This is a genomic window from Pseudoalteromonas sp. SG45-2 (assembly GCF_014164115.1).
GTDB lineage: Bacteria > Pseudomonadota > Gammaproteobacteria > Enterobacterales > Alteromonadaceae > Pseudoalteromonas > Pseudoalteromonas distincta.
In genome coordinates, this window is sequence record NZ_JACJEO010000002.1 from 63592 (window position 1) to 87348 (window position 23757).

The window sequence follows — 23757 nt, forward strand, 5'->3', positions numbered from 1 at the left end:
TTTTAACTCAAATTGCTATCTTAATTCGGTTAATAGCCAGTGTTTATATGCCATGTCAGTATTTATAAAGTCTTTTTATCATAAATTTTTCCCTGCTCGTCAGCTACTTATTCGTCAAAATGGCGAAGTTAAGCATGTTGTTTTAGCCTCTTGGTTTCAACTTCTTGTAGCGTTGCTTATTTTAGTCACTTTTACTTGGCTGAGTATTTCAAGCTTTCGTGTTTATACACAAACAAATAAAATCTCTGACATAAAACAAAATCAAATAACCGAGCAAACGCTGTGGCAACAAAAAGTCAGTGAGCAACAAGCCCTTCAAGCAACGCAGTTAGAGCAACTTGCAATTCTTGAGCAAAAGCAGGCGCTACTGCAAAGCATGATAGAATCCCTTCCTGCTTCAATTAGCAAAGACGTTATTAAGCTTGATACAGAACTTGATGTACCTATTAATGAAAATGGCAATGAATTTCATGAACCATTAGTCGATGAAAATCAAAAAGGTAAACAAGCACAGTTAATCGCTCCAATTACATTCGCAACAAGAGTGGCCAACTTAAATAATCATTATGAGCAAAGCTTTACCTATTTAGATAACCAAATTAGTGAACGTCACCAAGCCATTTTAGCTATGGTTAAAGGCGCAGGAATTGAGTCTGCGCTTGAGCAACACCTAATATTAAGCGCCCAGACAACTGCACAAGGTGGGCCACTTGATATATTTAACGAAACAAAAATTCCGAGCCACTTTTTAGCCATCGTTGATAAGTTATTAATATTAAATAATTTAGAAAACTTTTTAACTGAGCTACCAAATACCCTGCCTTTAGCTAAAGCTAAATACTATATTTCGAGTAATTTTGGCCTTAGAAAAGATCCCATGAATAGTAATCATGCCTTTCATAAAGGAATTGATTTAGCCGGTTGGCATAAAACCGAAATATTCGCTCCAGCAGACGCTGTAGTGCTTCGTGCCGGTCGTAATGGTGGTTATGGTAACTTTATTGAGCTTGAACATAAAAATGGCTTAGTGACTCGATTTGGACACTTAAATAAAATTAAAGTAAAGAAAGGTCAATCAATCACTAAACATGATGTAATCGGTTTAATGGGCAGCACCGGCCGAAGCACAGGCACGCATTTACACTACGAAGTATTACTTAATGGTAAACAAGTCAATCCTCTAAAAATAACAAAGGCGCTTTCTCGTGTTTGGTAGAAAAAAACAAAAAACAGTTAGCTCTAATTTAAAAAGAGTGAATCACACACCGTCTATTATTTCTGAAGACGTACGCCTTACAGGCACTTTAGTTAGCCAAGGTGAAGTACAGCTTGATGGCCGTATTGATGGTGACATAAAAGTGGAGCATTTAGTTATTGGCTCAGCGGGAGTTGTTGAAGGTATTGTTGAAGCTAAAAGCGTTATTGTTAAAGGTAAAGTTATTGGATCAATTAATGCCAGTGAAGTAAAAGTACAAAGTGGCGCTCATGTTCATGGCGATGTATTTCACGATACATTGAGTATTGATGCAGGCGCAGTAATTGAAGGCAGTTTAAAGCAACGCTTTGAAAAAGAAGAGCCGGAACTAATTTCGAAAGAACTAAAACCCGCAAAAGAAGTTAAAGCATTATTGAAAGAAGATGGCAGCGACTTATCATTTGTAAATAAACAAGCCGCTGATAAAAGCTAAGTCAAATTAGCTTTACGTAAATTAATTTTTCTCAGTAATGTACATAGTAATATCTGCAGTGAAAACAAGCTCATTGCGGGTATTATACAGTTTAACCGGTACTACTAAGTCTTCTTTATCAATCCACTTATGTGGTAAATCAATTTCAGCGACTGCTCGTACATCTGTATCTACTTTAGCCAAATACCTAACTGTCATCCCTTTTGGGATCCAACGATGCGTTTTAACTGGCACTGTTGCATCAACCATTACACCTGCACACAATTCAGCTAAGTTACACTGCGCAATAGCATGAATAGTTCCAATATGATTATGAACGCTTCGGCGGTTTTTAACCACCGCACTACAATGGCCCTCTCTCAAATCGAGTACGTAAGGTTTCATCGAACCAAAATATGGCGCTTTAAAGCAAACAGCTTTAGTAAAAAGCCAATTCCCAAAAGGTAGGCGCTTAAATTTATGCCATGTTTGTACAAGTGCAGATTTATTACTCATTATTATTTTCCATCAACAGTTACTTTTTTAAAATTAACACATCAGACCAGTTTTAAAAAGTGCATTTATGCTGGCTTTTAAGCTTAATCCAATCAAAAAGTAAGAATGACGACCTATGCAGGGGTCATAAGCCCTTTCTTTTTTATGAGTGCCCACCTAAAATACTCGACAAAAGGAGACTCAATGCAAACACAGCCCGCTAAACCTAATATGACTTTGTTACTTATCTTAGCGTTACTCGTTATATTTTGCCCTATGGCAATCGATATTTACTTACCCGCTTTTCCTACTATTGCAGAACAATTTGCAGTTACTGAACAACAAGTACAGCAAACCGTTGCTATTTTTATGCTAACAGTGGGTTTAGGCCAATTAATTGCAGGTCCTTTAGCTGATAAATTTGGCCGAAAGCCAGTGGCTATAGTGGGCATTAGTTTATATGCAAGCTCTGCATTACTCGCATACTACTCGCCTTCTTTTGAGATATTACTAATAGCACGTGCTTTTCAGGGATTTGGAGCGTGTGCCACATTTGTTGTCGCATTTGCGATAGTGCGTGATAAATATGGCAGTGAACGAAGCGGACAAATGATTACCTACCTTAACGGGATTGTGTGCTTTATTCCGGCAATGGCACCTATTTTAGGGGCTTGGCTTACCGTACAGTTTGGCTGGCGTATGAACTTTATGTTTTTAACCGCGTTTGCTATTTTGGGCCTTATTGTTACCCTATTCTTTTTTAGAGAAACTCGTCCTGCTGATAGTCATTATCAGGGGCATATTTTAGATTTACGTCGCTTTACACCGATTATTAAAACACCGGTATTTTTGTTTAATAGCCTAATTTGTATGGTCTCAATGTCGGCCATATTAGTGTATGTAACGCTCGCACCAGGCTGGCTTATTACACATTTAGGCGGCACCGTAGCCGACTTTACTTTTTGGTTTACGTTAAATGCCGTAATAAGTATTGTCGCAAGTTTTATTTTACCTACCTACATTAAACGAAATAGCCAACGTGCTTTGCGTGTCGGTGTGAGTGTACTGGTTTTCTCAGGCATTTTAATGCTAGCCTTGAGTCATATAGAAACAGCATTTGCGCTTATGCTACCTATCTTAATTGCTGCATTAGGGTTTGCTTTAAGTTTAGGCTCTGCTGCAGGAATGTCTCTGTCTAGCTTTCCTAAACAAGCAGGCACAGCCTCTGCATTACTCGGTGCTATGCAAATGAGTGGCGCAAGTATACTTGTTGTTTTAACCCAATATTTAGGGCTAAGCACACCATGGTTGATTGCTTTTCACTTGTTATTACTAGTTCCGCTTTGGCTTATTTTAATGAGTAAAAAAGCACATACTTTACACCCTGCTAAAAGTACTCAATGATCAATCCTGACTTTCTAGTCTCATTTTTATTAGCCAGCTTTTTAATGGCAGTAGCGCCTGGGCCATCAAATGCATTTTTGATGGCGCAAACATTTGCTAATGGTCGAAGTGCTGGTATGCAAAGTGCTTTTGGTTTTGCATTAGGTGGGGTTGTTCATACGCTATTTGCTGTTGTAGGCCTAAGCGCAGTCCTAAAAGCTTCCCCTAGTGCCTATGCAGCAGTGCAATACGCAGGCGCAGCATACTTATGCTATTTAGGGTTTATGATGATTAAAGGCACGCTAAATCAGCCAGAGCCGACATCTGATGACAAGCAAACCGATAAACCGCATATAAGTACCAGTAAAAAAAGTAATGTCATGTTTCAGGCCATGATGACTGAAGTATTAAACCCTAAAGTAGCATTATTCTTTATTGCATTTATTCCACAATTTGTAGATCCAACGCTTTCATCGGCTACTTTTCAGCTCGCTTTTTTTGGCTTACTTTACCCTCTTTTTGCTTTTCCGATTGACTGCACGTATATTTATTTTGGCGACAAAATTGCACAGTTTTTTAGACGTAACCCAAATAGCCAACTTTGGATTGATAGGATCACTGGCATTGTATTTATTGCCCTTGCTATCAATCTATTATTTTAACTAACCTGCACTTTGGTTAAGAGATTTATTCTTCCGAGTTTAGGTTCATCAATAAAAAGAATTAGCATGGAACAAAAAACACAATCTCTTCCCGCACAAAAAAATATTGCTTTAGTGGCACACGATGGTAAAAAAGCAGCACTAAAATTATGGTGTGAAAAGCACAAAGAAATACTAAGTAAGCACACTTTATATGGCACAGGTACTACGGGGCATTTAATTCAAAAAACTACGGGGCTTGATGTAGTTCAGCTTTTAAGTGGTCCTATGGGCGGCGATCAACAACTTGGCGCTAAAATAGCAGAACATGAGATACATGTTTTAATATTTTTTTGGGACCCATTAGCATCACAGCCTCATGACCCTGATGTTAAAGCGCTGCTGCGTTTAGCAGCTGTTTGGAATATTCCGGTGGCGTGTAATGAAGTGAGTGCAGATATGTTATTAAGCTCACCGCTTATGGACGTAGAGCTTGAACGCACATTGCCAGATTACGAAAAATACCTCGCAACCCGACAAATAGATCTTTAAACCTCAATTGTAATCTAGGTTATTTATAAAGCATGCTGGCCCATTTAGTCAGGCCAGCGGTTACACTACCAAAGTGATCCCCGTTAACCATCTTTATATCGCCTAAGTGCTCACTTAAAGCCGCTTTAATCAATGGTGACTGTGCACTACCGCCTGTTAAGTAAATAATGTCTGGCGTGGTCGCAGCGTCGCTGATTGCTTGTTTTGCTAAAGTAACTATTTGGCTAATACTACTCTCAACGGCAACAGCTAAATCTCTTACAGATACATTTTTATTCAGCCCACTATCTAAAAAACTTAAATCACAATCAAACACACTAGCAGACGAAAGTGCTATTTTAGCCGCTTCACCTTGTTGCACTAACTGATGGCCTTGCTTGTTTTGCTGTAAATGTATTAAACGTTTATAAAGCTCAGGTGCACTTACATCACGTAATTGTGCGTTTAGCTCTCGGGTATGGCTTTCACTATAAAATTGGCTTTGTAAGTTTACATCGTTAATTTTACACGCTTGCCAAAACGCTTGATTAGGCAAAGGCAAACCCGATTTAAACGTACTACCTAAACCCAATAACGGCATTAAACCATGAAAGCTCAAAGCAATATCTAAATCGTTTCCGCCAACACGTTTACCACTGTGAGATAAAAAATCGCTATCGCGCTGGCTATTTCCTCTAAAGCTTGGGCCCATTTGTACAAATGAGCAGTCACTTGTACCACCACCAATATCAATAACGAGTACTTTTTGATCCTGAGTTAAATCACTCTCGTAATCGATACCCGCAGCAAGTGGCTCATATAAAAACTCTACGTCTTTAAAACCAGCACGTTTAGCAGCACGCTCTAAAATACCGACCGCTTGTTGATTTGATTGCTCACCACCCACAGCTTGAAAGTTTACTGGGCGACCAATCACTGTTTGTGTAAGTGTTTTACCTAAAGAGAGCTCAGCACGTTGCTTAATTTTTAAGATCATCGCGGTTGCGATATCTTCAAAAAAGTTAATTTGACCTTGCTTTAAACCTGTTGCACCAAAAAATGATTTAGGAGACTTAACAAAATAGCCTTCTTCAGGAAACTGCACGTACTCGCTAATCGCTTCACGACCAATAAATAGGGTTTCATCTGAAGGTTGTAAATCAAGGTCTGACTTAATACGAGGTAAGGTATTTAATAATGCTTGGCGCTGCGTTAAAAAGTCATGCTCATGGGCTGTGCCATGTAAATGCTTAGCAACAAAATCAACAACCAACGCGCTGTGATGAGTGTAAAGTGTAGACGGTAAGTAATGTTTTCCTTGCTCTAGCGGTACTAATTGAACATTACCCTCGCTCATTACACCCATAGCACAATTAGAACTACCGTAATCAAAACCTACAAACATACTTCACCACACATTACCAAAAAGGCCGCGCAATTTAGCACACTTTGTAAAATTTATAAATGTTATAAACTATCTCTGACCCGTAAAAAACTGGCAAAACGCGGTAACCCATTTTTTGTTAAGCCATGAAATCGGTACGTTACAGTACTACCAATCTCCGGTGGGATGGAGCGCTGTGCATCATTAAACCCAGTACCAATAGAAAATACCTGCCCCTGCGCTGTTTTTACCCTTAATGCCCCTAACATACCTTGATATTTACCTTTGCCTGGTAAGTGCGCAATTACAACCGCTTCTGCATCTAAATAAGGTTTTAATTTTAGTAATGCATTACTTCTTCCATTGCTGTGCTTAGCGCTGGCCAAATGAAGCATTACTCCCTCGCCGCCCTGCTTAGTTATGTTGTCAAAATACTCTGTAAGTTGCTCATTATTTGTAAAGCTATATTGAACTACAGCACTAATGTGCGGCGAGTTTAGGCTAGTAATAAGCTCATTATAGTTTTTATAGCGAGTGCTAAAAGGCAGATTTTTATCTGGCATATCAAATACTTTATAAGTAATAGTTTGCCAATCATGATTATTAGGTTTTTTAGTTCTGACTATGCCACTAAGCGCAGAAAAGTGCTCACGTTTAGTCCACAGCTCACCATCAAGCCATACATTTGGCAATGGCGCTGTAAACCAACTTGGCGCATTGATAATATTACCCTTACGAGTGACAAACTGCGTGCCGGTCCAGATAGCTCTTACGCCATCATATTTTTCACTGACTAAATATTTACTTACATCATAATGCTTCGTTTCGTCATATACTTTAGCCAGTAAAACAGACGGTTGTGCTGCACTTATGCATTGCGTAAAAAGTACAATAACAATTAAAAGCAGGTGTTTAATAGTAAACATTGGCGCATCCAAGCACGTAAAAGTTGGCTTAAACTATAGTTGAGATTGCGCCCATTGCCAAAACTCATCTAAGTTGCTCATTTGATAGGTAGCTTGGCTAAAGTCGTGATCTTTAGTATGGCTATTGGCAATGGCTACAACACGTAACAAAGCATTATTAGCAGCTGTTACCCCTGTGTAAGTATCCTCAACAGCAATTGCATTGCCAGGTTGTATATTTATCTGCTCAAGTGCCAGTAAATACGGATCCCCTGCAGGTTTAGGATTAGTTACATCATCTTTTGTAACCACCGTATCAAACAGCTCATAAAACCCTAAGCCTTTCAGTATTGGCATAGCTTCACTTTTAGCACTGCCTGTTACTAGCGCCATTTTTAAGCCACTCGCTTTTACAGCTTTCAATGTTTGCTCTGTAAATGGCATCAGTGGCGGTAAATGTGTTACTACATATTCACCAAATAAACGGTATTTTTCATCTGCTAAAAACTGTGCACTTACCGATAAGTTATGCTCTTGCTTAATTTCAATTGCGGCTTCTAAAGTGGGCCGTCCCGAAAAGCGCTGACAAAAATCATTTTCTAAATAACTAACACCGTAGGGTTTAAGTAATTTACTCCAGCATACAAAGTGCATGCTTTCTGAATCAACTAATGTGCCATCCATATCAAATAATATTGCTTTTAAAGTCATCCTCATTCCTTATTTAACTTGTGCTAAATTTTGACAATAAAAAAGGCGCCTTAAGCACCTTTTATATAAATACAGTTATTGCGTTAAGCCTGCTGGCGGCTCACCCGTTGCTTCCTCACCCGTTTCAACATCAACAAGCTCGTAGCCACGCGTTTTACGTACAACTTTAAGTACTGGTTTATCAAATGCAGTTTTTAAACGCTCAGAGTCATCTTTCAACTCATCTAAGGTTGTTCCAAAAGGAGCTGCGCCAGTTTCTGACCAGTTAGTTACTTTACCATTTAGGTTATATTCTACTTCATGTATTTGATATTGCGCTGCTTCGTCTTTCGTTGCTTCACAAAAAATTACACGGTAATTCCAAAATCCAGCCATCTTTTTATCTCTTTAAATTAATTAACGCTACTTTACCAGCTTTATAAAAACATAAAAGCCTGCACAAGGCAGGCTTTTAAAAATTAATATAATTTAAGGTTATCTCTAGAAGAAGTTAACTTTAAATTCAGCACCAACATAACGCTCTTCGTTAACAATACCTGTATTGTTATTGAAATCTACAGCGCCAATAACTTGTTGCTCGTCAAATAAGTTACGAACAAACGCAGCAACTTCGTATTCGTAATCGCCTTCAGACCATGTGTAACCTGTACGAAGACCTGTTTCAATAAGCTCTTTACCTTCAAACTCTACTGATTCGTAAAGGAACATATTGATTTTACTACGATAAGAAATATCACCGCTTGCGAAGAAGTTACCATCGGCAAGTTCTTTAGTGTAGCGAAGCGTAAAGTTAGAGATCCACTCAGGAGCATGCGGTAAGCTATTACCATCAAGTACAGCAAGACCAGAACCATTAATTGGGTCAGTTACAGTACATTGAGCACAAACAGCGACAGCTAAATCGTTATCTTTAATTTCTGTTTTATTGTAGCTTAAGTTAAACGTTGCATTAAACTCATCGCTTAATACCCACTGCGTATCTAACTCAAAACCATAGCCAGTCGTTTTATCAGCATTAACTAAACGGTTAAAGTTAGCACCACCGCCTACAGCAGTAAGCTGTTGGTCGTCCATCGTGTAGTAAAATACAGTTGCATTTACACGGCCTTGGCCGTCTAGCACGTCTGATTTAATACCTGTCTCGTACGATGTTACCGTTTCTGACTCAGCTGTTGTAACGTCATCACCAAATAAAATACGACCTTGTAAACTAGGTGCGCGGAAGCTGTTTGCTACACGGCCGTACCAGTTAACATCATCGTTTACTTTATAGTTTGCAGATAAATCCCAGCTAACATGGTCGTCACTAACATCACGCTCTACAAGTAATGCACCGCCACCAATTGGGCTAAGTGTACGATCAGCTACAAAATCTTTATCATCATCAGAATAACGAAGGCCCGCTGTTACTTTTAAATCATCTGAAAAAGTATAATCTACAGAACCAAATACAGCCCATGCAGTTGTGTCTTGTTGTTGGCGAACATAACCATTTAAAGCACCAGCATTAGGTGTTGAGAATGTATCGTAGCTGAAGTTTTCAATCGTTAGCTCTTCATCAAAGTAAAATACACCTACTTGATAATTTAAGTCACCATCAAAGTTACTAGATAAACGTAGCTCTTGCGTCAACTGGTCGTGATCTGGAATGCCATCAGCACTTTCTGAAGAGAAAGGGATAAAACCGGGTCCCATGAAATCTGGAATATAAGAAGCACCATAACCGCCGTCGATGTCAGCGCGAGAATAAATTTCAGCACTTTCCCATGCAGAAATAGAAGTGATTGTGTGGTTTTTAAGTTCCCACTCAAGCTTTAAGCTTGCACCTTCCGATTCTACTTGTTGAGTAGAGCGAGATGCCGCATCTTGATAAACAACATCATTTTCGTAGTTATCTACTAGCTCATTAGTACCCGCTTTAATTACATTTGCACGAAAGGCAATTGGTGAGCCATCTAAGTCACGTGTGTGATAGTTTAATAAAGCAGTAAAATCATCGCCTTCATATAAAAACTGAACGCGTGCCGCTTTTTCAGTGTAACCACCTTGCTCATCTTTAGCTTCAAAGCCTGGAGCTTGGTTATCAATGTAATCGTCTTTGTCTTGCCATAATAATGAAACACGAGCAGATAAACGGTCAGTTAAAGCACCACCTACAGCACCACTTGTATCTACAGCACCACGGCTACCGTATGAAACAGAGCCATATCCATCAAATTCTTGGCTTGGTTTAACAGTATCAAACTTAACAAGGCCAGCTGGCGTGTTACGGCCAAATAGCGTTCCTTGAGGACCACGTAATACTTCTACGCGTTCAACATCAAATACTGGGAAACCTTTTAAAATTGCATTTTCTTGAACTACTTCATCAACAACAAGTGATACTGGTTGTGATGCATTCAAATCGAAATCGGTATTACCTAAACCACGAACGTAAAAGCGTGGGAATGAACGACCAAATGAAGACTCAATAGATAAACTTGGAATTTTCGCATTTAAAAAGCGAATATCCATACCTGCAGAGCTATATGCATCAAGGTTATCACCTTGTAATGCAGATACTGCTACAGGTACTTCTTGTGCATTTTCTACGCGTTTACGGGCGGTAACTTGAATAACTTCTAGTTGATTGCTTTTTTTAGCCGTTTCTTCTTCAGCGGCGAATGCTGAAATAGATGTGCCAGCAGCAGATAGTAGTGCAGCGTTAATAATTGTCGCTATTGCAGATTTCTTTAATGATTTCATGTCGGGTATTAACCTTTAGTATGCACTCTTGTTCAACGGTTTTTTGTGTTGCGCAATGTATTCATTGCGGGCTCGTACAATTTTTCGCGACTTGCTATATGGCGCGCGGACCTCATCACCGAGAGTACAAAACGGAGTAACAAGGCTGAACGAACGATTAAGATTATACCATTGTGTAATAATTTTACTGCATAAATATGAACATAAATGGAAACTTTTTTGCAACATTTAACTACAAGATTACGTGTTTTTATCAATATTTAGATGCAAAAACCTAATAACGAGGACATATGTCCTTTATTGAAGATCGCGAAGTAAAGTAGGAAAAATGGATTGCTTTACATATTAACCCAAAATAGAAACGTTGTGGTTACTCATAAAAAAGTCACCCGCAAGCGACTTTTTTTATTAGAACTACGACCTTTTAAAAGCAATTTCACCATCTATATGAATATCGCGCTGTGGAAACGCAATCACTACATCATGCTCTTCAAATACAGCATAAATACTAAAACGAATATCACTGCGCACTTTTCTAAGCATGGTTTCAGACTCGGCGCATACCCAAAAAATAGCATTAAATACAAGCGAGCTATCTGCAAAGTCATCAAATAACACTGATGACTTTGGATTAACCAATATTGCATCATGCTCATCAAGCACTTGCTGGATAAGCTTTTTAACCAGTATAACGTCTGAACCATACGCAACGCCGACACTGACCGATGAGCGTGCATTGCCATCTATCAGCGTCCAGTTTGTTACTGTATTTTCGAGCAATTGAGAATTAGGTATAAGCATATGTACGCCGTCATTTCGGCGAATACGTGTAGAACGCGTATTAATAGTTTCAACTACGCCCTTTGCGTTACCTACCTCTAAAAAGTCACCAATGCGAATTGGACGTTCCCACATCAATATCCAACCGCTGATAAAGTTATTAATAATGTTTTGTGCACCAAAACCTACACCAATAGCAATCGCACCGGATACAAAAGCAAATGCCGTAAGCGGGATGCTAAGCACTTCAAGCGATGTAAAAATTAAAATTGCGATACTTAAAATAAAGTAAATGCGAGTAAACAAATGCACTGCATCTTGGCTTATTTTTTTAGCGAGTAATGTTTTTTTAATAAGCTTGCCAATACGTGTGACTACAAACCACATAGCAAACAATATAAGTGGCACTTGAATTACTTTTGCTACCGTAATATTCACATCGTTATAAGTGAATATTACAAAGGCTAAGTATTGATTAATTTGTTCGAGGGTCATAAGTGTTCCCAATATCTTTTTTGATTGTTATTTGTTCACTAAAAATAAGTGTGGTTCAGTTTTCGCTAAGCTTAGCACGTCATAATATAACTAAAACGCCAAGTTAATAAGTTCAATATGAATTTTATAAACAATTTATTAACTCTTTATTGCACCGAGTGCTATATAAATAGTGTACAAGCACTGGAGATCACATATGACACAACTTACTCTAAATCAAAGACTCGCTACTTTGCAGCCGCAAGTAGATTTAAAATTGTTTGAAAGCAGCCTAGATTACCGAAATAAGGTTTTGTGCTTGCTCGCCGAACAAGAGCAAACTCTAGCAACTATTAATAAAGAGTTTGGGCAGCAATCTAATAGCTTTGGCTCAGAGAAAAAATTTGTTTTAGGTTATAACTAACCCTCTATTAAACACACAATCGTATGTTTAAGTAGCTTTAACGTTTGATTTTAGAGCTACTTTTACCCACCTTAATACTAATTATTAGCTAATTTGCGTTCAAATCCCCCTTAATACCGATAAACTTTATTGTATAAACCCACAAATTTGATAAGTTAACTAGGTTTTTCGACTCGCAAAGCCTATTTCGGCTAATCTTTTTATGGAGTTATTATGCGTAAAACCCTGATCGCCACTACTATTGCTAGTGCCCTAATCCTATCGGCTTGTTCTTCAAACGAACCTCAAGACATGGCAAAAGAGAGCGCAGCACAAGTGCAAGACATGAACGCAAACAATGTTTTATTCAAACCAAGCCCATTACAATACATGGCACCTGAGTTTGATAAGTTTGGTACAAAAGACTACGAAGCCGGCTTTGATGCTGGTATTGCTCAGCATACTGCGCAAATACAAGCTATTGCTAACAACCCAGCTCCTGCAACTTTTAAAAATACATTAGTTGAAATGGAAATGTCTGGCGAGCTACTAAATCGTGTATCAGCTGCTTTTTATAACCTTTCAGGTTTGATTTCTGATGACGAATACCAACGTATAAGTAAAAAAATGGCGCCGGTATTATCTGCTCACTCTGACGACATTTACTTAAATGGTGCATTATTCAAGCGCGTACAAACTATTTACGACAACAAAGACTCGCTTAATGCTGAAGATCAACGCCTTGTGGATTTTTACTATAAGCAATTTGTAAAAGCAGGCGCTAAATTAAATGACGCTGAAAAAGCAAAAATGCGTGAAATCAACTCACAACTTGCAGAGCTTTCTACTGCGTTTTCTCAAAACATTTTAAAATCGTTTAAAGAAGATGTCATTGTAGTTACCGATAAATCTAAACTTGCTGGCCTTTCTGAAGGTGAAATTGCAGGTCTTGCGGCCGCTGCTCAAAAAGCAGGTAAAGACGGCTACATGATCACGCTAGTAAATACGACTCAACAGCCAATTTTATCAAGCCTTGAAAACCGCGACCTACGTGAGCAAATATTTAAAGCCTCTGCTAACCGTGCAGCAAAAACTAACGGCCCAATTATTATTGAAGAAACAAACCTACGCGCTCAAAAAGCAGAGCTACTAGGGTTTAAAGATTGGGCATCGTATGTAATGACTTCGCGTATGGCACAAACAACTGATAACGTGTACGGCATTTTAGATGACCTAGCACCAAAAGCAGTTGAAAAAGCTAAAATTGAAGCAGCTGCTATTCAAAAAGTAATTAACGATTCAGGTGAAAGCTTTGAGCTTAAACCATGGGATTGGGCTTTTTACGCAGAAAAAGTACGTGCTGAAAAGTACGACTTAGATCCTGCCCTTGTTAAGCCTTACTTTGAAATGGATTCTGTAATTCACGATGGTTTATTCTTTGCAATGAACAAGCTATACGGTATTACATTTAAAGAGCGTAAAGACTTACCGGTTTATCATGAAGATGTTACAGCCTACGAAGTATTCAACGCTGACGGCAGCGCCATCGGTTTATTTTACTTAGACCCATACGCACGTGAAGGTAAGCGTGGCGGTGCATGGATGAGCGCTTACGTAAGTCAAAGCGGCTTAAAAGGCACTAAACCTGTAATTTACAATGCCCAAAATATTCCAAAACCTGCTGCAGGCGAGCCAACGTTAATGACGTTTGACGAAGTGTCAACTATGTTCCATGAGTTTGGTCATGCGGCGCACGGTTTATTCTCTGACGTTAAATACCCAAGCTTAGCAGGTACTGCTACAGCGCGTGACTTTGTTGAGTTTCCGTCGCAAGCGAATGAAGATTGGATGATTGAACCTACGGTACTTGCTAACTACGCCAAACACTACAAAACAGGTGAGCCAATTCCACAAGCTTTACTTGATAAAGTACTTGCATCGCAAAAATTCAACCAAGGTTTTGGTACCACTGAATATTTAGCAGCTGCTTTACTTGATATGGAATGGCACTCGTTTGGCTCAGATAAAAAAATTACTGATGTTCAAAAGTTTGAAAGCGATGCGCTAAAAGCACACGGTATTGATTACTACCCTGTACCACCGCGCTATAAATCAAACTACTTTAGCCATACATTTGCCGGTGGTTACTCTGCGGGTTACTACGCATACCTTTGGACTGAAGTATTTGCAGCCGATGCCTTTGCACACATGGAAAACAACGGCGGCTTAACACGTAAAAATGGTGATAAGTTCCGTAAAGAAATCCTATCTAAAGGTAATAGCCGCGACTTAATGCAAAGCTACATTGAGTTTAGAGGTCAAAAACCAACTACCGACGCATTACTTAAGCGCCGTGGTTTAGTTGAGTAAATAACTTAATTTATTAAGCTCACTTTTATAAAAGCCCGCTTGCGGGCTTTTATTGTTTATACCCTCACATATAACAGATAAACTTAGCTCAATATTTATTAAAAGATGATGGTTATGCAGTACTTATTTGCAGTCACTTTGCTTTGGGCGTTTTCGTTTAGTTTAATTGGTGTGTATTTAGCAGGCCAAGTTGACGCTTGGTTTAGCGTATTAATACGCATAGCACTGGCAACACTGATTTTTTTACCTTTTTTAAAGCTTAAACAAACGCCTAAACCTTTAGCCTTAAAGCTTATGCTGATTGGCGCTATACAACTTGGTGTTATGTATAGCTTTTACTACCACTCATTTTTATTTTTAACCGTTCCCGAAGTGCTGCTATTTACTGTAATGACTCCTTTGTACATTACCCTGCTAAATGATGTATTGGACAGACGCTTTAGCCCACGCTTTTTTATAGTCGCACTTATTGCTGTAATCGGTGCAATTACTATTCGTTACGAAAACCTAAATAGCGATTTCATAATCGGCTTATTAATCGTTCAAGGGGCGAATATAAGTTTTGCTGTAGGCCAAGTTACCTACAAACGCTTAATGAATAACAATCAGCTTGATGACAAAGCCGTATTTGGATGGTTTTTTATAGGCGCACTTATTATTGCCACAATTTGCTATGCATTATTTGGTAACTCAAACAAATTACCAACCACTTTCACACAGTGGGGCATACTAATTTATTTAGGGTTGGTTGCATCAGGACTTGGTTACTTTATGTGGAATAAAGGCGCAACCCTTGTCAACGTAGGTGCTTTGGCAGTTATGAATAACTTGCTTATTCCAGCTGGGATTATAATTAACGTGCTGATCTGGAACAGAGATGCCGATATAGTTCGGTTAAGTATTGGGGCTGCTATAATGTTAGGTGCATTATTGGTCAATCAAATGCTTAATAAAAAAGTAAATTAATAAGCTTGTAGCAAAATTGTCATTAATAATCATTAAGGTAGTACAAATTTTACTTTTTAAGGATAAACAATGAAACGTATTACCTTACTTACAAGCTGTATATTGTTAGCCACACTTGCAGGCTGCGACGATGATGTAGAAATAGTAGAAAAAGAAGTGGTTGTTACCAACACCGAAGTGGAAATTGTTGAAGTACCTACGCCCATTGTTGTAGAGGTTGCTGAAGGAGTAAATATTCAGCTAGGGACTCGCCCTGACTATTTAATTAACAATATGGCGCAAAGCACACTAAAAACAAAATTAGAGTCATGCAGCGAAGGTCCTTTTTACCGCACCGATTTTTCTATTGGTCATCGCGGTGCATCAATGCAATACCCCGAACACACTAAAGAAGCCTACATTGCGGCAGCGAGAATGGGCGCTGGCATTGTTGAATGCGATGTTACATTTACAAACGACAAAGAGCTTGTTTGTCGCCACTCTCAATGCGATTTACATACCACAACTAATATTTTAGCTATTCCTGAACTTGCAGCTAAATGCAGTGTGCCATTTACACCAGCCGACCCTGCTAATGGTATTGCCGCATCAGCTAAATGTTGTACCAGCGATATAAGCTTAGCGGAGTTTTTAACCCTTGAAGGTAAAATGGATGGTGCAAACACTAATGCAACGACCGTTGCCGATTACATGGATGGCACACCAAGTTGGCGCACTGATTTATATGCCACCAACGGCACATTGATGACCCATAAACAAAGCATTGCACTGTTTAATGAGCTAGGTGTAAAAATGACACCAGAGCTAAAATCGCCACAAGTAAGTATGCCATTTGATGGAATGACGCAAGAACAATATGCGCAAAAAATGCTAGACGAGTACACGCAAATGGGTGTGCCAGCCTCAAAAGTTTATCCGCAATCATTTAACCTTGAAGACGTAAAGTACTGGATTAACAATAACCCTGACTTTGCAGATAAAAGCGTTTACCTAGATGGACGTGACAGTGAAGCCGGATTTGATCCAAGTAACCCACAAACATGGCAACCGGGTATGGATGAGTTAGTGGCTGATGGGGTGAAAATTTTAGCTCCTCCAATTTGGATGATGCTAACAATAGATAACGAAAGTAATATTGTGCCATCGCAATACGCTATTGACGCAAAAGCAGCAGGTTTAAAGCTTATTGCATGGAGCCTTGAGCGCTCGGGCCCGCTTAATGAAGGTGGAGGTTATTACTATCAATCAATTGCTGATGTTATAGATAACGATGGCGACATGATGACAGTAGTCGACGTACTCGCAAAGGACGTGGGGGTAATGGGTATTTTTTCAGATTGGCCGGCTACGGTAAGTTACTACGCCAGTTGTAATAAAATGCCTGCAAGTATTTAATACCAATCTGCTTATATATGGGGTCTATTTAACGTTAAGAAAATTACGCTAGGGCCTGTTTATCTTTCGAGGTTAAATTTGCATCAGACTGTTTGGTATTTAGGCAAGGCAGAGCCTATGTAGTGTGGTTATTCCCCATAAATAGGCGATAACGTAGCATAAATGCCAAACAGGCGCTGCCCAAAGGGTTCTGCCTAGGGGCTATTTACTCTTTGTTACTCGGTTTTTACTTAGCCCACTAGGTTACAAACCTCGCGCCGCGATTAAATGCCCCCTAGATTGAACAAATTTTAATCCTGAAAGGTCAATAGGCCCTAGAACTAGGCAAAAATTTTTTTATCTAGTTGTTCTAAATAAAAAATTTTTAACGACGTTGTAGTGAAATTTAATTCGTTAAATTGATCAAAGATTTATGCAGGTTGGTATAAATACTCAACGACAAAAGTCGTATATTTTATCGCGCTCAGTTACCATATCAGCATATATAATTTTATTTTACTGAGCGCTTTTTATGATAATCCAACAACATAATGCTGACTTGCCAACACCGACAGGTTTAATGCGAACAACTGTATATCGCCCTCAAGCGCAAGGACAGTTCCCTGCTATCATTTTTTATTCTGAAATATTTCAGCAAACTGCCCCCATCGCACGCAGCGCAGCTATTTTAGCAAGCCATGGCTTTGTAGTGTTAGTGCCTGAAGTGTTTCATGAGTTAAACCCTATAGGCACTGTGCTTGCTTATGATGATACAGGTAAAGACAAAGGCAATGCCGACAAGTGGGCAAAGCCACTTGAGCACCACGACAGTGACACACAAACTATGATCGACTTCATTAGATTACAAAGCTATTGCACAGGCTCCGTCGGCGCAATGGGCGTATGTATTGGCGGTCACTTAGCTTACAGAGCGGCACTAAATCCTGAAATTAATGCGGCTTTTTGTTTATACGCAACTGATATTCACAGCAATACATTGCCTGCACAAGCTGGAAATAACTCATTCGAGCGTATGGCTGATATACAAGGCGAAATTCACTTTATATGGGGCAAACAAGACCCGCATGTGCCAAAAGAAGGCCGCGCTAAAATATACCAGCAATGCGTAAGCACAGGCATCAATTACCAGTGGCAGGAAGTTAACGCACAGCATGCCTTTATGCGTGATGAAGGTGAGCGATACGATGCAGCCCTTGCGATAAATATGTATCAACAAGCGGTGGCATTATTTAGCCGAACTTTATAAATGCTGTAAAAACTACTCATTAAGTACTTTTCAGCATACCTAAAGCGGTATGCTGTTTTACAAAGTATGCTTTTAAGTAATCAATAAACAATCGTAGCTTTTTAGAGCCCGCAGCCCCTGGCGGAAATACCCCGTAAAGCTCAATATCTTTGCTTTTATAATCATCTAATATTATTTCAAGCAGTCCAGCTTGCACTTTTGGCCACGCATCGTAAAGCGGAATACGCCCAATGCCATGCCCTGCTTCAACAAAAGCAGTACGAGCAGCGGCATTATTGGTGCTTAAGGCGCCTTGCATTGTAATATCGTGTTTTTTGCCATCTTTTTGAAGTGTTAATGTTTTACTGCCCAATTGATAAACGACCCATTGGTGCTCTGCTAGCTCTAAAGGCGTTTTAGGTTTACCAAAATGTGCAAAGTATTCCGGCGCGCCACAAATACAAGTGCTCATTGTAGTCAGCTTGGTTGCCTGCAAGTTGGAGTCACTCAGTGCCACGCCCCTAATTGCAAAATCAAACCCATTTTTAATAATATCAACCACATCGTCAGTAAGCTGTAAGTCTATTTGAATTTTAGGATATTGGCGCTTAAACGTATTTATTGCAGGCACAATTAACTGCATTCCCACATTTACTGGGCAACTAATTTTAAGTAAACCTTGTGGCTCGCTCTTTATATTTTCTATTTGCTGATTAGCCGCATTAGCTTGTTCGGTAATTATTCTACAACGCTCATAATAAGCAATGCCCGCTTCAGTGAGCGCCATGGTACGGGTTGAGCGATTTAGTAAAGTAACTTCAAGCTGCGTTTCTAATTTTTTTAAATGATAACTTGCAACTGCTCGCGTAAGCCCTAGCTGTTTGGCAGCAGCGGTTAAGCTGCCCTGCTCTACAATTTGTGCAAATACAACCATGCTCTTTAACTGCTCAAACGACACTTTCATAAATGCTCCGTAGTGTGTTTTAAATTCAACCTTTTTATTGTATCAATTATTAAACCAATAAAGTTAAATTTATCATCGTTGTTTAAAGCAGTGTTAGTGCATATAGTAATTGGTAAGCAAGATAAACTAATTCAAATCATCAGAAGGAATATATTCAATGTCTAAAAAAGTACTTATGGTTCTTACATCTCACGCAGAACTTGGTAACACTGGCGAAAAAACAGGTTTTTGGGTAGAAGAATTTGCAGCCCCTTATTACGCCTTCGTTGATGCAGGCGTTGAAGTAACATTAGCGTCTCCAGCTGGCGGCCAACCACCCATTGATCCGACAAGTACACTTGCCGATTTTCAAACAGATGCAACTAAACGTTACGACGCCGATAGCGCAGCACAAACACTTATGGCAAACACTAAAGTGTTGAGTGAAGTAAAATCTAGCGATTTTGACGCTGTATTTTACCCAGGCGGTCACGGTCCATTATGGGACTTGGTTGACAACACAGATTCAATCTCTCTTATCGAAAGCTTTGTAAAAGAGCAAAAACCTGTTGCTGCGGTATGTCATGCAAGTGCTGCATTTTTAAATGTTAAAGATGCCGATGGCAATGCACTAGTAGCGGGTAAAAAAGTAACTGGTTTTACTAACTCTGAAGAAGCTGCAGTGCAACTTACCGATATCGTGCCATTTTTAGTTGAAGACGAGCTAATTAAAAAAGGTGGCGATTATCAAAAAACTGACGACTGGGGTGTATTAGCACTAGAAGACGGTTTAGTAATTACCGGCCAAAACCCAGCAAGCTCTGAACTAGCTGCAAAAAAACTATTAACTAAATTAGGTTAATAGTGAGTAATAATTAAAATTAAGCACAGCATTTAATGCTGTGCTTTTTTAATTGCTTTTCATTAGCAAATACAATTCCTATACTGGCAACTCTTAAAGTCAATTAGGGCGATTATATGGCAACCAAGCCAACCACACTGTCATTACTAACAAGTACCCGTTTCGCAATATTTAGTATTGTTGTTATTTGCTTCGTACTACAGGTGATCAATAGTCTACCTGGCATAAATATTAATGGTTTAGGCATATATCCACGCAGTATCCAAGGATTAATTGGCATACTATGCGCACCTTTTTTACATGGTAGCTGGTGGCACTTTGCCAGTAATATGATCCCATTTGTAGTATTAAGTTGGCTAATTTGCCAGTACAGCGTAAAACGTTTTTATAACGTATTTATTTTTACCGCTCTAGTCGGTGGACTTTTAGTTTGGGCATTTGGGCGCAGTAACATACATGTTGGTTTAAGCGGTGTTATATATGGTTTATGGGGCTTTATTCTATGCTACGGATTAGTAAGACGCTCATTAAAATCAATTATAATTGCAGTTGTAGTGGCTATACTTTATAGCGGTTTTATATGGGGTGTTTTACCTCAGCGCTATCATGTATCGTTTGAAAGCCATTTATTTGGAGCGCTAAGCGGGTTGTTTTTAGGTTATAGATTAGCAAAAGCCGATAAATTAAAAGGTCGGTAAATTAAATATTTAGGGCCTTTAATTAATTTTTTATGGCCACATTTATGAGTAAGTATTAAACATTTCCATTTAACATTGAGGTTATTTATGAGTGATCAAAACGAATACACGCCACCAAAAGTATGGACGTGGGAAAGTGAAAGTGGCGGTAAATTTGCCAGCATTAACCGCCCAATTGCAGGCGCGACTCATGACAAAACTCTACCTATTGGCGAGCACGCATTTCAGCTTTATTCTCTTGCTACGCCAAATGGCCAAAAAGCTACAATCATGTTTGAAGAGCTTTTACAGCTTGGTTGCACCGATGCAGACTATGACGCATATTTAATAAACATAGGTGATGGCGATCAGTTTGGATCTGACTTTGTTGATATTAATCCAAACTCAAAAATCCCAGCGCTAATGGATCATTCAACCACACCACCTACTCGCATCTTTGAATCAGGTTCTATTTTACAGTATTTGGCTGAAAAATTTGATGTACTCATCCCTAAGGATTTAAAAGCTAAAACGCAGTGTCGTAACTGGCTATTTTGGCAAATGGGCTCAGCGCCATACTTAGGTGGTGGGTTTGGTCACTTTTATAGTTACGCACCAAGTAAAATGCAATACCCTATTGATCGTTTTACCATGGAAACTAAACGCCAACTTGACGTGTTAAATCGTCATTTAAGCGAAAATGAATACATGGCGGGTGATGAATACTCAATTGCCGATATTGCAATTTGGCCTTGGTATGGCTCGCTTGTTTTAGGCGACTTATATGATGCAGCTGAATTTTTAGATGTTGCCTCATACACTCATGTTGTTCGTTGGGCAAAACAAGTTGCTGATCGCCCTGCTGTAAAGCGCGGCCGCCGCGTAAATCGCACATGGGGCCCTGAAGAAGATCAAATGGCAGAGCGCCATAACGATAGTGATTTCGAAGGTTAAATCTACTAAACAGCAAGTAAAGTCGTTAACACTTTAACCTGCTTAATAATTTTAAGGCTCATAATGATTATTTATTATGAGCCTTTTTACTGTGCTAGCTTTTTTTTTTGCTTTCATAAACTATATTTATTCTTATACTCAGGATTAGAGCCTAACTAATCGATGTTTAATACGCTTTTGTTCATCTGAAATATTTGCTGTATTTCTTGAACGTTTCTCCATCGCTAGTTGGAGTGACTTTTGTATAAGGTTTTACTTAGTGCCATATAAAAATCTAAATAGTGAAGAACGCAGAGAAACCGTTAAAATTTTATACTCTAATGCCATCTCTGGCATTGCCATTTCGACTGTAGTCAGTTTTATATTAGTGTTTGCTTTTGATTTAAATAACCAGAAAATATCCTACGAAAAAAGTATTTGGCTAAGCATTATGGTTGTCTTATTAGCAGCTCGCGCTATTGATGTAATGTGGTTTTATAAAACCAAAAAGGATAGCCCGCTATTTAATGCTGACACATACTCAAAAAGATTTTCAACGGGGTGTATTTTAACTGCGCTATCGTGGTGTGGGTATGCACTTTGGTTTCATAGCACCTCATCAGCAATAGAGACGACAACCACGATTGCTATTTTATCTGCCTTTGCAGGAGGCTCTGCAAATCTGCTTTCAGGAAGTCGAGTAACCGCTGTACTCTATAGCATTATTTTACTGGCGCCCTACTCTTTTTTATTAACCTTTTCTAACGAAAACTACAACTCTGTCCTCGGTATTTTAGGCCTAGCATTTACTGCTATTATGGTGGCTTCATCGTACAAATCAGCCACATTTACACACAGCGCAATCAAGCTCAAAAACCAAAACAGAGAGCTGCTTAATGAAATGGAAAACAAGGTTGAGCAACGCACAGAAGAAATCTACCGTTTATCGAATACCGATCCACTTACAAATCTATTAAACCGAACCGCATTTTTAAAAAATGCAAACAGACAACTAGCAGACAACCCTCAAGAACCCTTTGCTTTATTATTTGTAGATTTAGATGGGTTTAAACAAATAAATGATTCGTTGGGTCATAAAGTAGGCGATAAAGTATTAAAAGAAATAGCACGAAGAATTAGTAATGTATGCAATCAACAGCTATTTAAATGCCGATGGGGCGGGGATGAGTTTTTAATTTTAGCAACGTATCAAAAACAAGCTGAGCTTATCGAGTTTGCAGATAAAGTACTTCAAAGCATTGGTGCCGAGCATGAAACATATAAATATCAAAAATGGGTATCTGCAACTATTGGTATTGCCATGTATCCTGAGCACGGGAGTGATTTTAATACTTTAATTCGCTCTGCTGATACTGCAATGTATCACCAAAAACGCATCGCGAAAGGTAATATCAATATTTATAACGATTCACTCAAATTAATACAAGAAAGGGAGTATCTTTTGAGTCAACGCCTAGCCAGTGCCATAGAAGAAAATAGTTTAAGGCTAGTATTTCAACCAATTGTTGATAGCAAAACCTCAAAAGTAACCTCTTTTGAATCATTATTACGCTGGCAACTAGATGGTGAAAATATTTTCCCTGATGAATTTATAGCTATTGCCGAGCAATACGGTTTAATAACCGAGTTAGGTATTTGGGTAATAGAACAGGCATGTATACAAGCAACAAAATTAAGTCACTTACAACCACAAATTGCTATAAGCGTAAACGTATCGGTTATTCAGCTACAAGACCCTGATTTTGTATCTAAGGTATTAAAAATAGTAAATCGCCACCAGGTAGAACCTAAAAACCTACACATAGAAATTACTGAGTCAGTATTTGCCGAGGATAAACTCACATTTTTGACAGCCGTTAAAGCACTACAAAAACAAGGCTTTTGTATTTCAATTGATGATTTTGGTACAGGCTACTCATCACTATCAAGCATGCTTGATATTGGTGTAGATATAGTAAAAATAGACAGAAGCTTTATTCAAAATATGGATAAAAGAGGGTTAAGTATTATTCATGCAATTGTACAAATGGCCTCTACTTTAGATTTTACTGTTGTTGCAGAAGGCGTTGAAACTATTGAGCAAGCAAACACACTCACTAAAATTGGTGTATCTCACCTACAAGGTTATTACTTTTCAAAACCGATGGAAGTAGGTTTTGTAGATGCTTATTTAAATGAGCAAAATAAGCAATGTAGTTAATAGCAAACACCTCTAAAAGCGCTTAGCTACCATATGAGTTATGCGC

22 protein-coding genes are annotated in these 23757 nt (G+C 38.8%); 14 read left to right on the top strand and 8 right to left on the bottom strand.

The features are described 5' to 3' along the window. Window positions 1-52 precede the first annotated feature (52 nt). Both H5116_RS01500 and H5116_RS01505 read left to right on the top strand, forming a co-directional pair. Window positions 53-1216 (top strand): M23 family metallopeptidase, encoded by a 1164-nt coding sequence (locus H5116_RS01500; RefSeq protein ID WP_039487126.1) that lies wholly within the window; start codon window positions 53-55, stop codon window positions 1214-1216. Then, entirely contained in the window at window positions 1206-1688 is a 483-nt protein-coding gene (locus H5116_RS01505) for a polymer-forming cytoskeletal protein (protein WP_002958196.1), read from the top strand. The genes H5116_RS01500 and H5116_RS01505 overlap by 11 nt, the downstream gene beginning before the upstream one ends. Before the next feature lie 21 nt (window positions 1689-1709). Here H5116_RS01505 and H5116_RS01510 read toward each other — a convergent pair whose 3' ends face one another. Then, complete coding sequence (locus H5116_RS01510; protein WP_024595671.1) at window positions 1710-2183, bottom strand: hotdog fold domain-containing protein; 474 nt, start codon at window positions 2181-2183, stop codon at window positions 1710-1712. A gap of 183 nt (window positions 2184-2366) precedes the next feature. Here H5116_RS01510 and H5116_RS01515 point away from each other — a divergent pair, with 183 nt between their 5' ends. From H5116_RS01515 to H5116_RS01525, 3 genes are all read left to right on the top strand, one after another. Next, window positions 2367-3566, top strand: coding sequence for a multidrug effflux MFS transporter (locus H5116_RS01515; RefSeq protein WP_024598245.1), 1200 nt, complete (start codon window positions 2367-2369; stop codon window positions 3564-3566). Next, complete coding sequence (locus H5116_RS01520) at window positions 3563-4207, top strand: LysE family translocator (RefSeq protein ID WP_182695997.1); 645 nt, start codon at window positions 3563-3565, stop codon at window positions 4205-4207. Before H5116_RS01515 ends, H5116_RS01520 begins: the two co-directional genes overlap by 4 nt. Before the next feature lie 66 nt (window positions 4208-4273). Next, complete coding sequence (locus tag H5116_RS01525; protein WP_002958191.1) at window positions 4274-4738, top strand: methylglyoxal synthase; 465 nt, start codon at window positions 4274-4276, stop codon at window positions 4736-4738. A gap of 19 nt (window positions 4739-4757) precedes the next feature. On the opposite strand, the gene yegD is transcribed toward H5116_RS01525, so the two are convergent. The 6 genes from yegD to H5116_RS01555 all read right to left on the bottom strand — a co-directional run bounded on the left by yegD (window position 4758) and on the right by H5116_RS01555 (window position 11737). Beyond that, the gene (yegD, locus tag H5116_RS01530; protein ID WP_024595669.1) at window positions 4758-6122 is read right to left on the bottom strand and encodes a molecular chaperone; all 1365 of its coding nucleotides are present in this window, start codon (window positions 6120-6122) and stop codon (window positions 4758-4760) included. 62 nt (window positions 6123-6184) lie between these two features. After that, window positions 6185-7027 (bottom strand): DNA ligase, encoded by an 843-nt coding sequence (locus H5116_RS01535; RefSeq protein WP_182715399.1) that lies wholly within the window; start codon window positions 7025-7027, stop codon window positions 6185-6187. 33 nt (window positions 7028-7060) lie between these two features. Beyond that, the gene (locus tag H5116_RS01540) at window positions 7061-7717 is read right to left on the bottom strand and encodes an HAD family phosphatase (RefSeq protein ID WP_024595667.1); all 657 of its coding nucleotides are present in this window, start codon (window positions 7715-7717) and stop codon (window positions 7061-7063) included. A 75-nt stretch (window positions 7718-7792) separates the two neighbouring features. Continuing rightward, on the bottom strand, window positions 7793-8092 hold the full coding sequence (locus H5116_RS01545; RefSeq protein ID WP_002958185.1) for a hypothetical protein: 300 nt from the start codon (window positions 8090-8092) through the stop codon (window positions 7793-7795). A 105-nt stretch (window positions 8093-8197) separates the two neighbouring features. After that, entirely contained in the window at window positions 8198-10462 is a 2265-nt protein-coding gene (locus tag H5116_RS01550) for a TonB-dependent receptor (protein WP_024595666.1), read from the bottom strand. A gap of 414 nt (window positions 10463-10876) precedes the next feature. Further along, window positions 10877-11737 (bottom strand): mechanosensitive ion channel family protein, encoded by an 861-nt coding sequence (locus H5116_RS01555; RefSeq protein ID WP_182715400.1) that lies wholly within the window; start codon window positions 11735-11737, stop codon window positions 10877-10879. Between the two features lie 196 nt (window positions 11738-11933). Here H5116_RS01555 and H5116_RS01560 point away from each other — a divergent pair, with 196 nt between their 5' ends. From H5116_RS01560 to H5116_RS01580, 5 genes are all read left to right on the top strand, one after another. Then, window positions 11934-12140 (top strand): hypothetical protein, encoded by a 207-nt coding sequence (locus H5116_RS01560; protein ID WP_002958182.1) that lies wholly within the window; start codon window positions 11934-11936, stop codon window positions 12138-12140. A 213-nt stretch (window positions 12141-12353) separates the two neighbouring features. Then, complete coding sequence (locus tag H5116_RS01565) at window positions 12354-14489, top strand: M3 family metallopeptidase (RefSeq protein ID WP_182715401.1); 2136 nt, start codon at window positions 12354-12356, stop codon at window positions 14487-14489. 114 nt (window positions 14490-14603) lie between these two features. After that, entirely contained in the window at window positions 14604-15455 is an 852-nt protein-coding gene (locus H5116_RS01570) for a carboxylate/amino acid/amine transporter (RefSeq protein ID WP_182715402.1), read from the top strand. Between the two features lie 69 nt (window positions 15456-15524). Beyond that, window positions 15525-16850, top strand: coding sequence for a glycerophosphodiester phosphodiesterase family protein (locus H5116_RS01575; RefSeq protein WP_182715403.1), 1326 nt, complete (start codon window positions 15525-15527; stop codon window positions 16848-16850). Window positions 16851-17361: 511 nt separating this feature from the next. Beyond that, on the top strand, window positions 17362-18096 hold the full coding sequence (locus H5116_RS01580; RefSeq protein WP_182715404.1) for a dienelactone hydrolase family protein: 735 nt from the start codon (window positions 17362-17364) through the stop codon (window positions 18094-18096). A gap of 19 nt (window positions 18097-18115) precedes the next feature. On the opposite strand, the gene H5116_RS01585 is transcribed toward H5116_RS01580, so the two are convergent. Further along, a complete protein-coding gene (locus H5116_RS01585) occupies window positions 18116-19039 on the bottom strand; it encodes a LysR family transcriptional regulator (RefSeq protein ID WP_024597041.1) in 924 nt (307 codons plus the stop codon). 157 nt (window positions 19040-19196) lie between these two features. Here H5116_RS01585 and H5116_RS01590 point away from each other — a divergent pair, with 157 nt between their 5' ends. The 4 genes from H5116_RS01590 to H5116_RS01605 all read left to right on the top strand — a co-directional run bounded on the left by H5116_RS01590 (window position 19197) and on the right by H5116_RS01605 (window position 23711). Continuing rightward, window positions 19197-19880, top strand: coding sequence for a type 1 glutamine amidotransferase domain-containing protein (locus H5116_RS01590; RefSeq protein WP_024597040.1), 684 nt, complete (start codon window positions 19197-19199; stop codon window positions 19878-19880). 116 nt (window positions 19881-19996) lie between these two features. Further along, the gene (locus tag H5116_RS01595; protein ID WP_182715405.1) at window positions 19997-20578 is read left to right on the top strand and encodes a rhomboid family intramembrane serine protease; all 582 of its coding nucleotides are present in this window, start codon (window positions 19997-19999) and stop codon (window positions 20576-20578) included. Between the two features lie 87 nt (window positions 20579-20665). Next, a complete protein-coding gene (gene yghU / locus H5116_RS01600; RefSeq protein WP_002958173.1) occupies window positions 20666-21511 on the top strand; it encodes a glutathione-dependent disulfide-bond oxidoreductase in 846 nt (281 codons plus the stop codon). A 259-nt stretch (window positions 21512-21770) separates the two neighbouring features. Next, window positions 21771-23711 (top strand): EAL domain-containing protein, encoded by a 1941-nt coding sequence (locus tag H5116_RS01605; protein WP_182715406.1) that lies wholly within the window; start codon window positions 21771-21773, stop codon window positions 23709-23711. Window positions 23712-23757 lie beyond the last annotated feature (46 nt).

Excerpts from the sequence above, each read along its gene's own strand:
- H5116_RS01500 (WP_039487126.1), top strand. The coding sequence starts at position 53 with ATGTCAGTATTTATAAAGTCTTTTTATCATAAATTTTTCCCTGCTCGT.
- H5116_RS01510 (WP_024595671.1), bottom strand. The coding sequence starts at position 2,183 with ATGAGTAATAAATCTGCACTTGTACAAACATGGCATAAATTTAAGCGC.
- H5116_RS01515 (WP_024598245.1), top strand. The coding sequence starts at position 2,367 with ATGCAAACACAGCCCGCTAAACCTAATATGACTTTGTTACTTATCTTA.
- H5116_RS01520 (WP_182695997.1), top strand. The coding sequence starts at position 3,563 with ATGATCAATCCTGACTTTCTAGTCTCATTTTTATTAGCCAGCTTTTTA.
- H5116_RS01525 (WP_002958191.1), top strand. The coding sequence starts at position 4,274 with ATGGAACAAAAAACACAATCTCTTCCCGCACAAAAAAATATTGCTTTA.
- yegD (WP_024595669.1), bottom strand. The coding sequence starts at position 6,122 with ATGTTTGTAGGTTTTGATTACGGTAGTTCTAATTGTGCTATGGGTGTA.
- H5116_RS01535 (WP_182715399.1), bottom strand. The coding sequence starts at position 7,027 with ATGTTTACTATTAAACACCTGCTTTTAATTGTTATTGTACTTTTTACG.
- H5116_RS01540 (WP_024595667.1), bottom strand. The coding sequence starts at position 7,717 with ATGACTTTAAAAGCAATATTATTTGATATGGATGGCACATTAGTTGAT.
- H5116_RS01545 (WP_002958185.1), bottom strand. The coding sequence starts at position 8,092 with ATGGCTGGATTTTGGAATTACCGTGTAATTTTTTGTGAAGCAACGAAA.
- H5116_RS01550 (WP_024595666.1), bottom strand. The coding sequence starts at position 10,462 with ATGAAATCATTAAAGAAATCTGCAATAGCGACAATTATTAACGCTGCA.
- H5116_RS01555 (WP_182715400.1), bottom strand. The coding sequence starts at position 11,737 with ATGACCCTCGAACAAATTAATCAATACTTAGCCTTTGTAATATTCACT.
- H5116_RS01560 (WP_002958182.1), top strand. The coding sequence starts at position 11,934 with ATGACACAACTTACTCTAAATCAAAGACTCGCTACTTTGCAGCCGCAA.
- H5116_RS01565 (WP_182715401.1), top strand. The coding sequence starts at position 12,354 with ATGCGTAAAACCCTGATCGCCACTACTATTGCTAGTGCCCTAATCCTA.
- H5116_RS01570 (WP_182715402.1), top strand. The coding sequence starts at position 14,604 with ATGCAGTACTTATTTGCAGTCACTTTGCTTTGGGCGTTTTCGTTTAGT.
- H5116_RS01575 (WP_182715403.1), top strand. The coding sequence starts at position 15,525 with ATGAAACGTATTACCTTACTTACAAGCTGTATATTGTTAGCCACACTT.
- H5116_RS01580 (WP_182715404.1), top strand. The coding sequence starts at position 17,362 with ATGATAATCCAACAACATAATGCTGACTTGCCAACACCGACAGGTTTA.
- H5116_RS01585 (WP_024597041.1), bottom strand. The coding sequence starts at position 19,039 with ATGAAAGTGTCGTTTGAGCAGTTAAAGAGCATGGTTGTATTTGCACAA.
- H5116_RS01590 (WP_024597040.1), top strand. The coding sequence starts at position 19,197 with ATGTCTAAAAAAGTACTTATGGTTCTTACATCTCACGCAGAACTTGGT.
- H5116_RS01595 (WP_182715405.1), top strand. The coding sequence starts at position 19,997 with ATGGCAACCAAGCCAACCACACTGTCATTACTAACAAGTACCCGTTTC.
- yghU (WP_002958173.1), top strand. The coding sequence starts at position 20,666 with ATGAGTGATCAAAACGAATACACGCCACCAAAAGTATGGACGTGGGAA.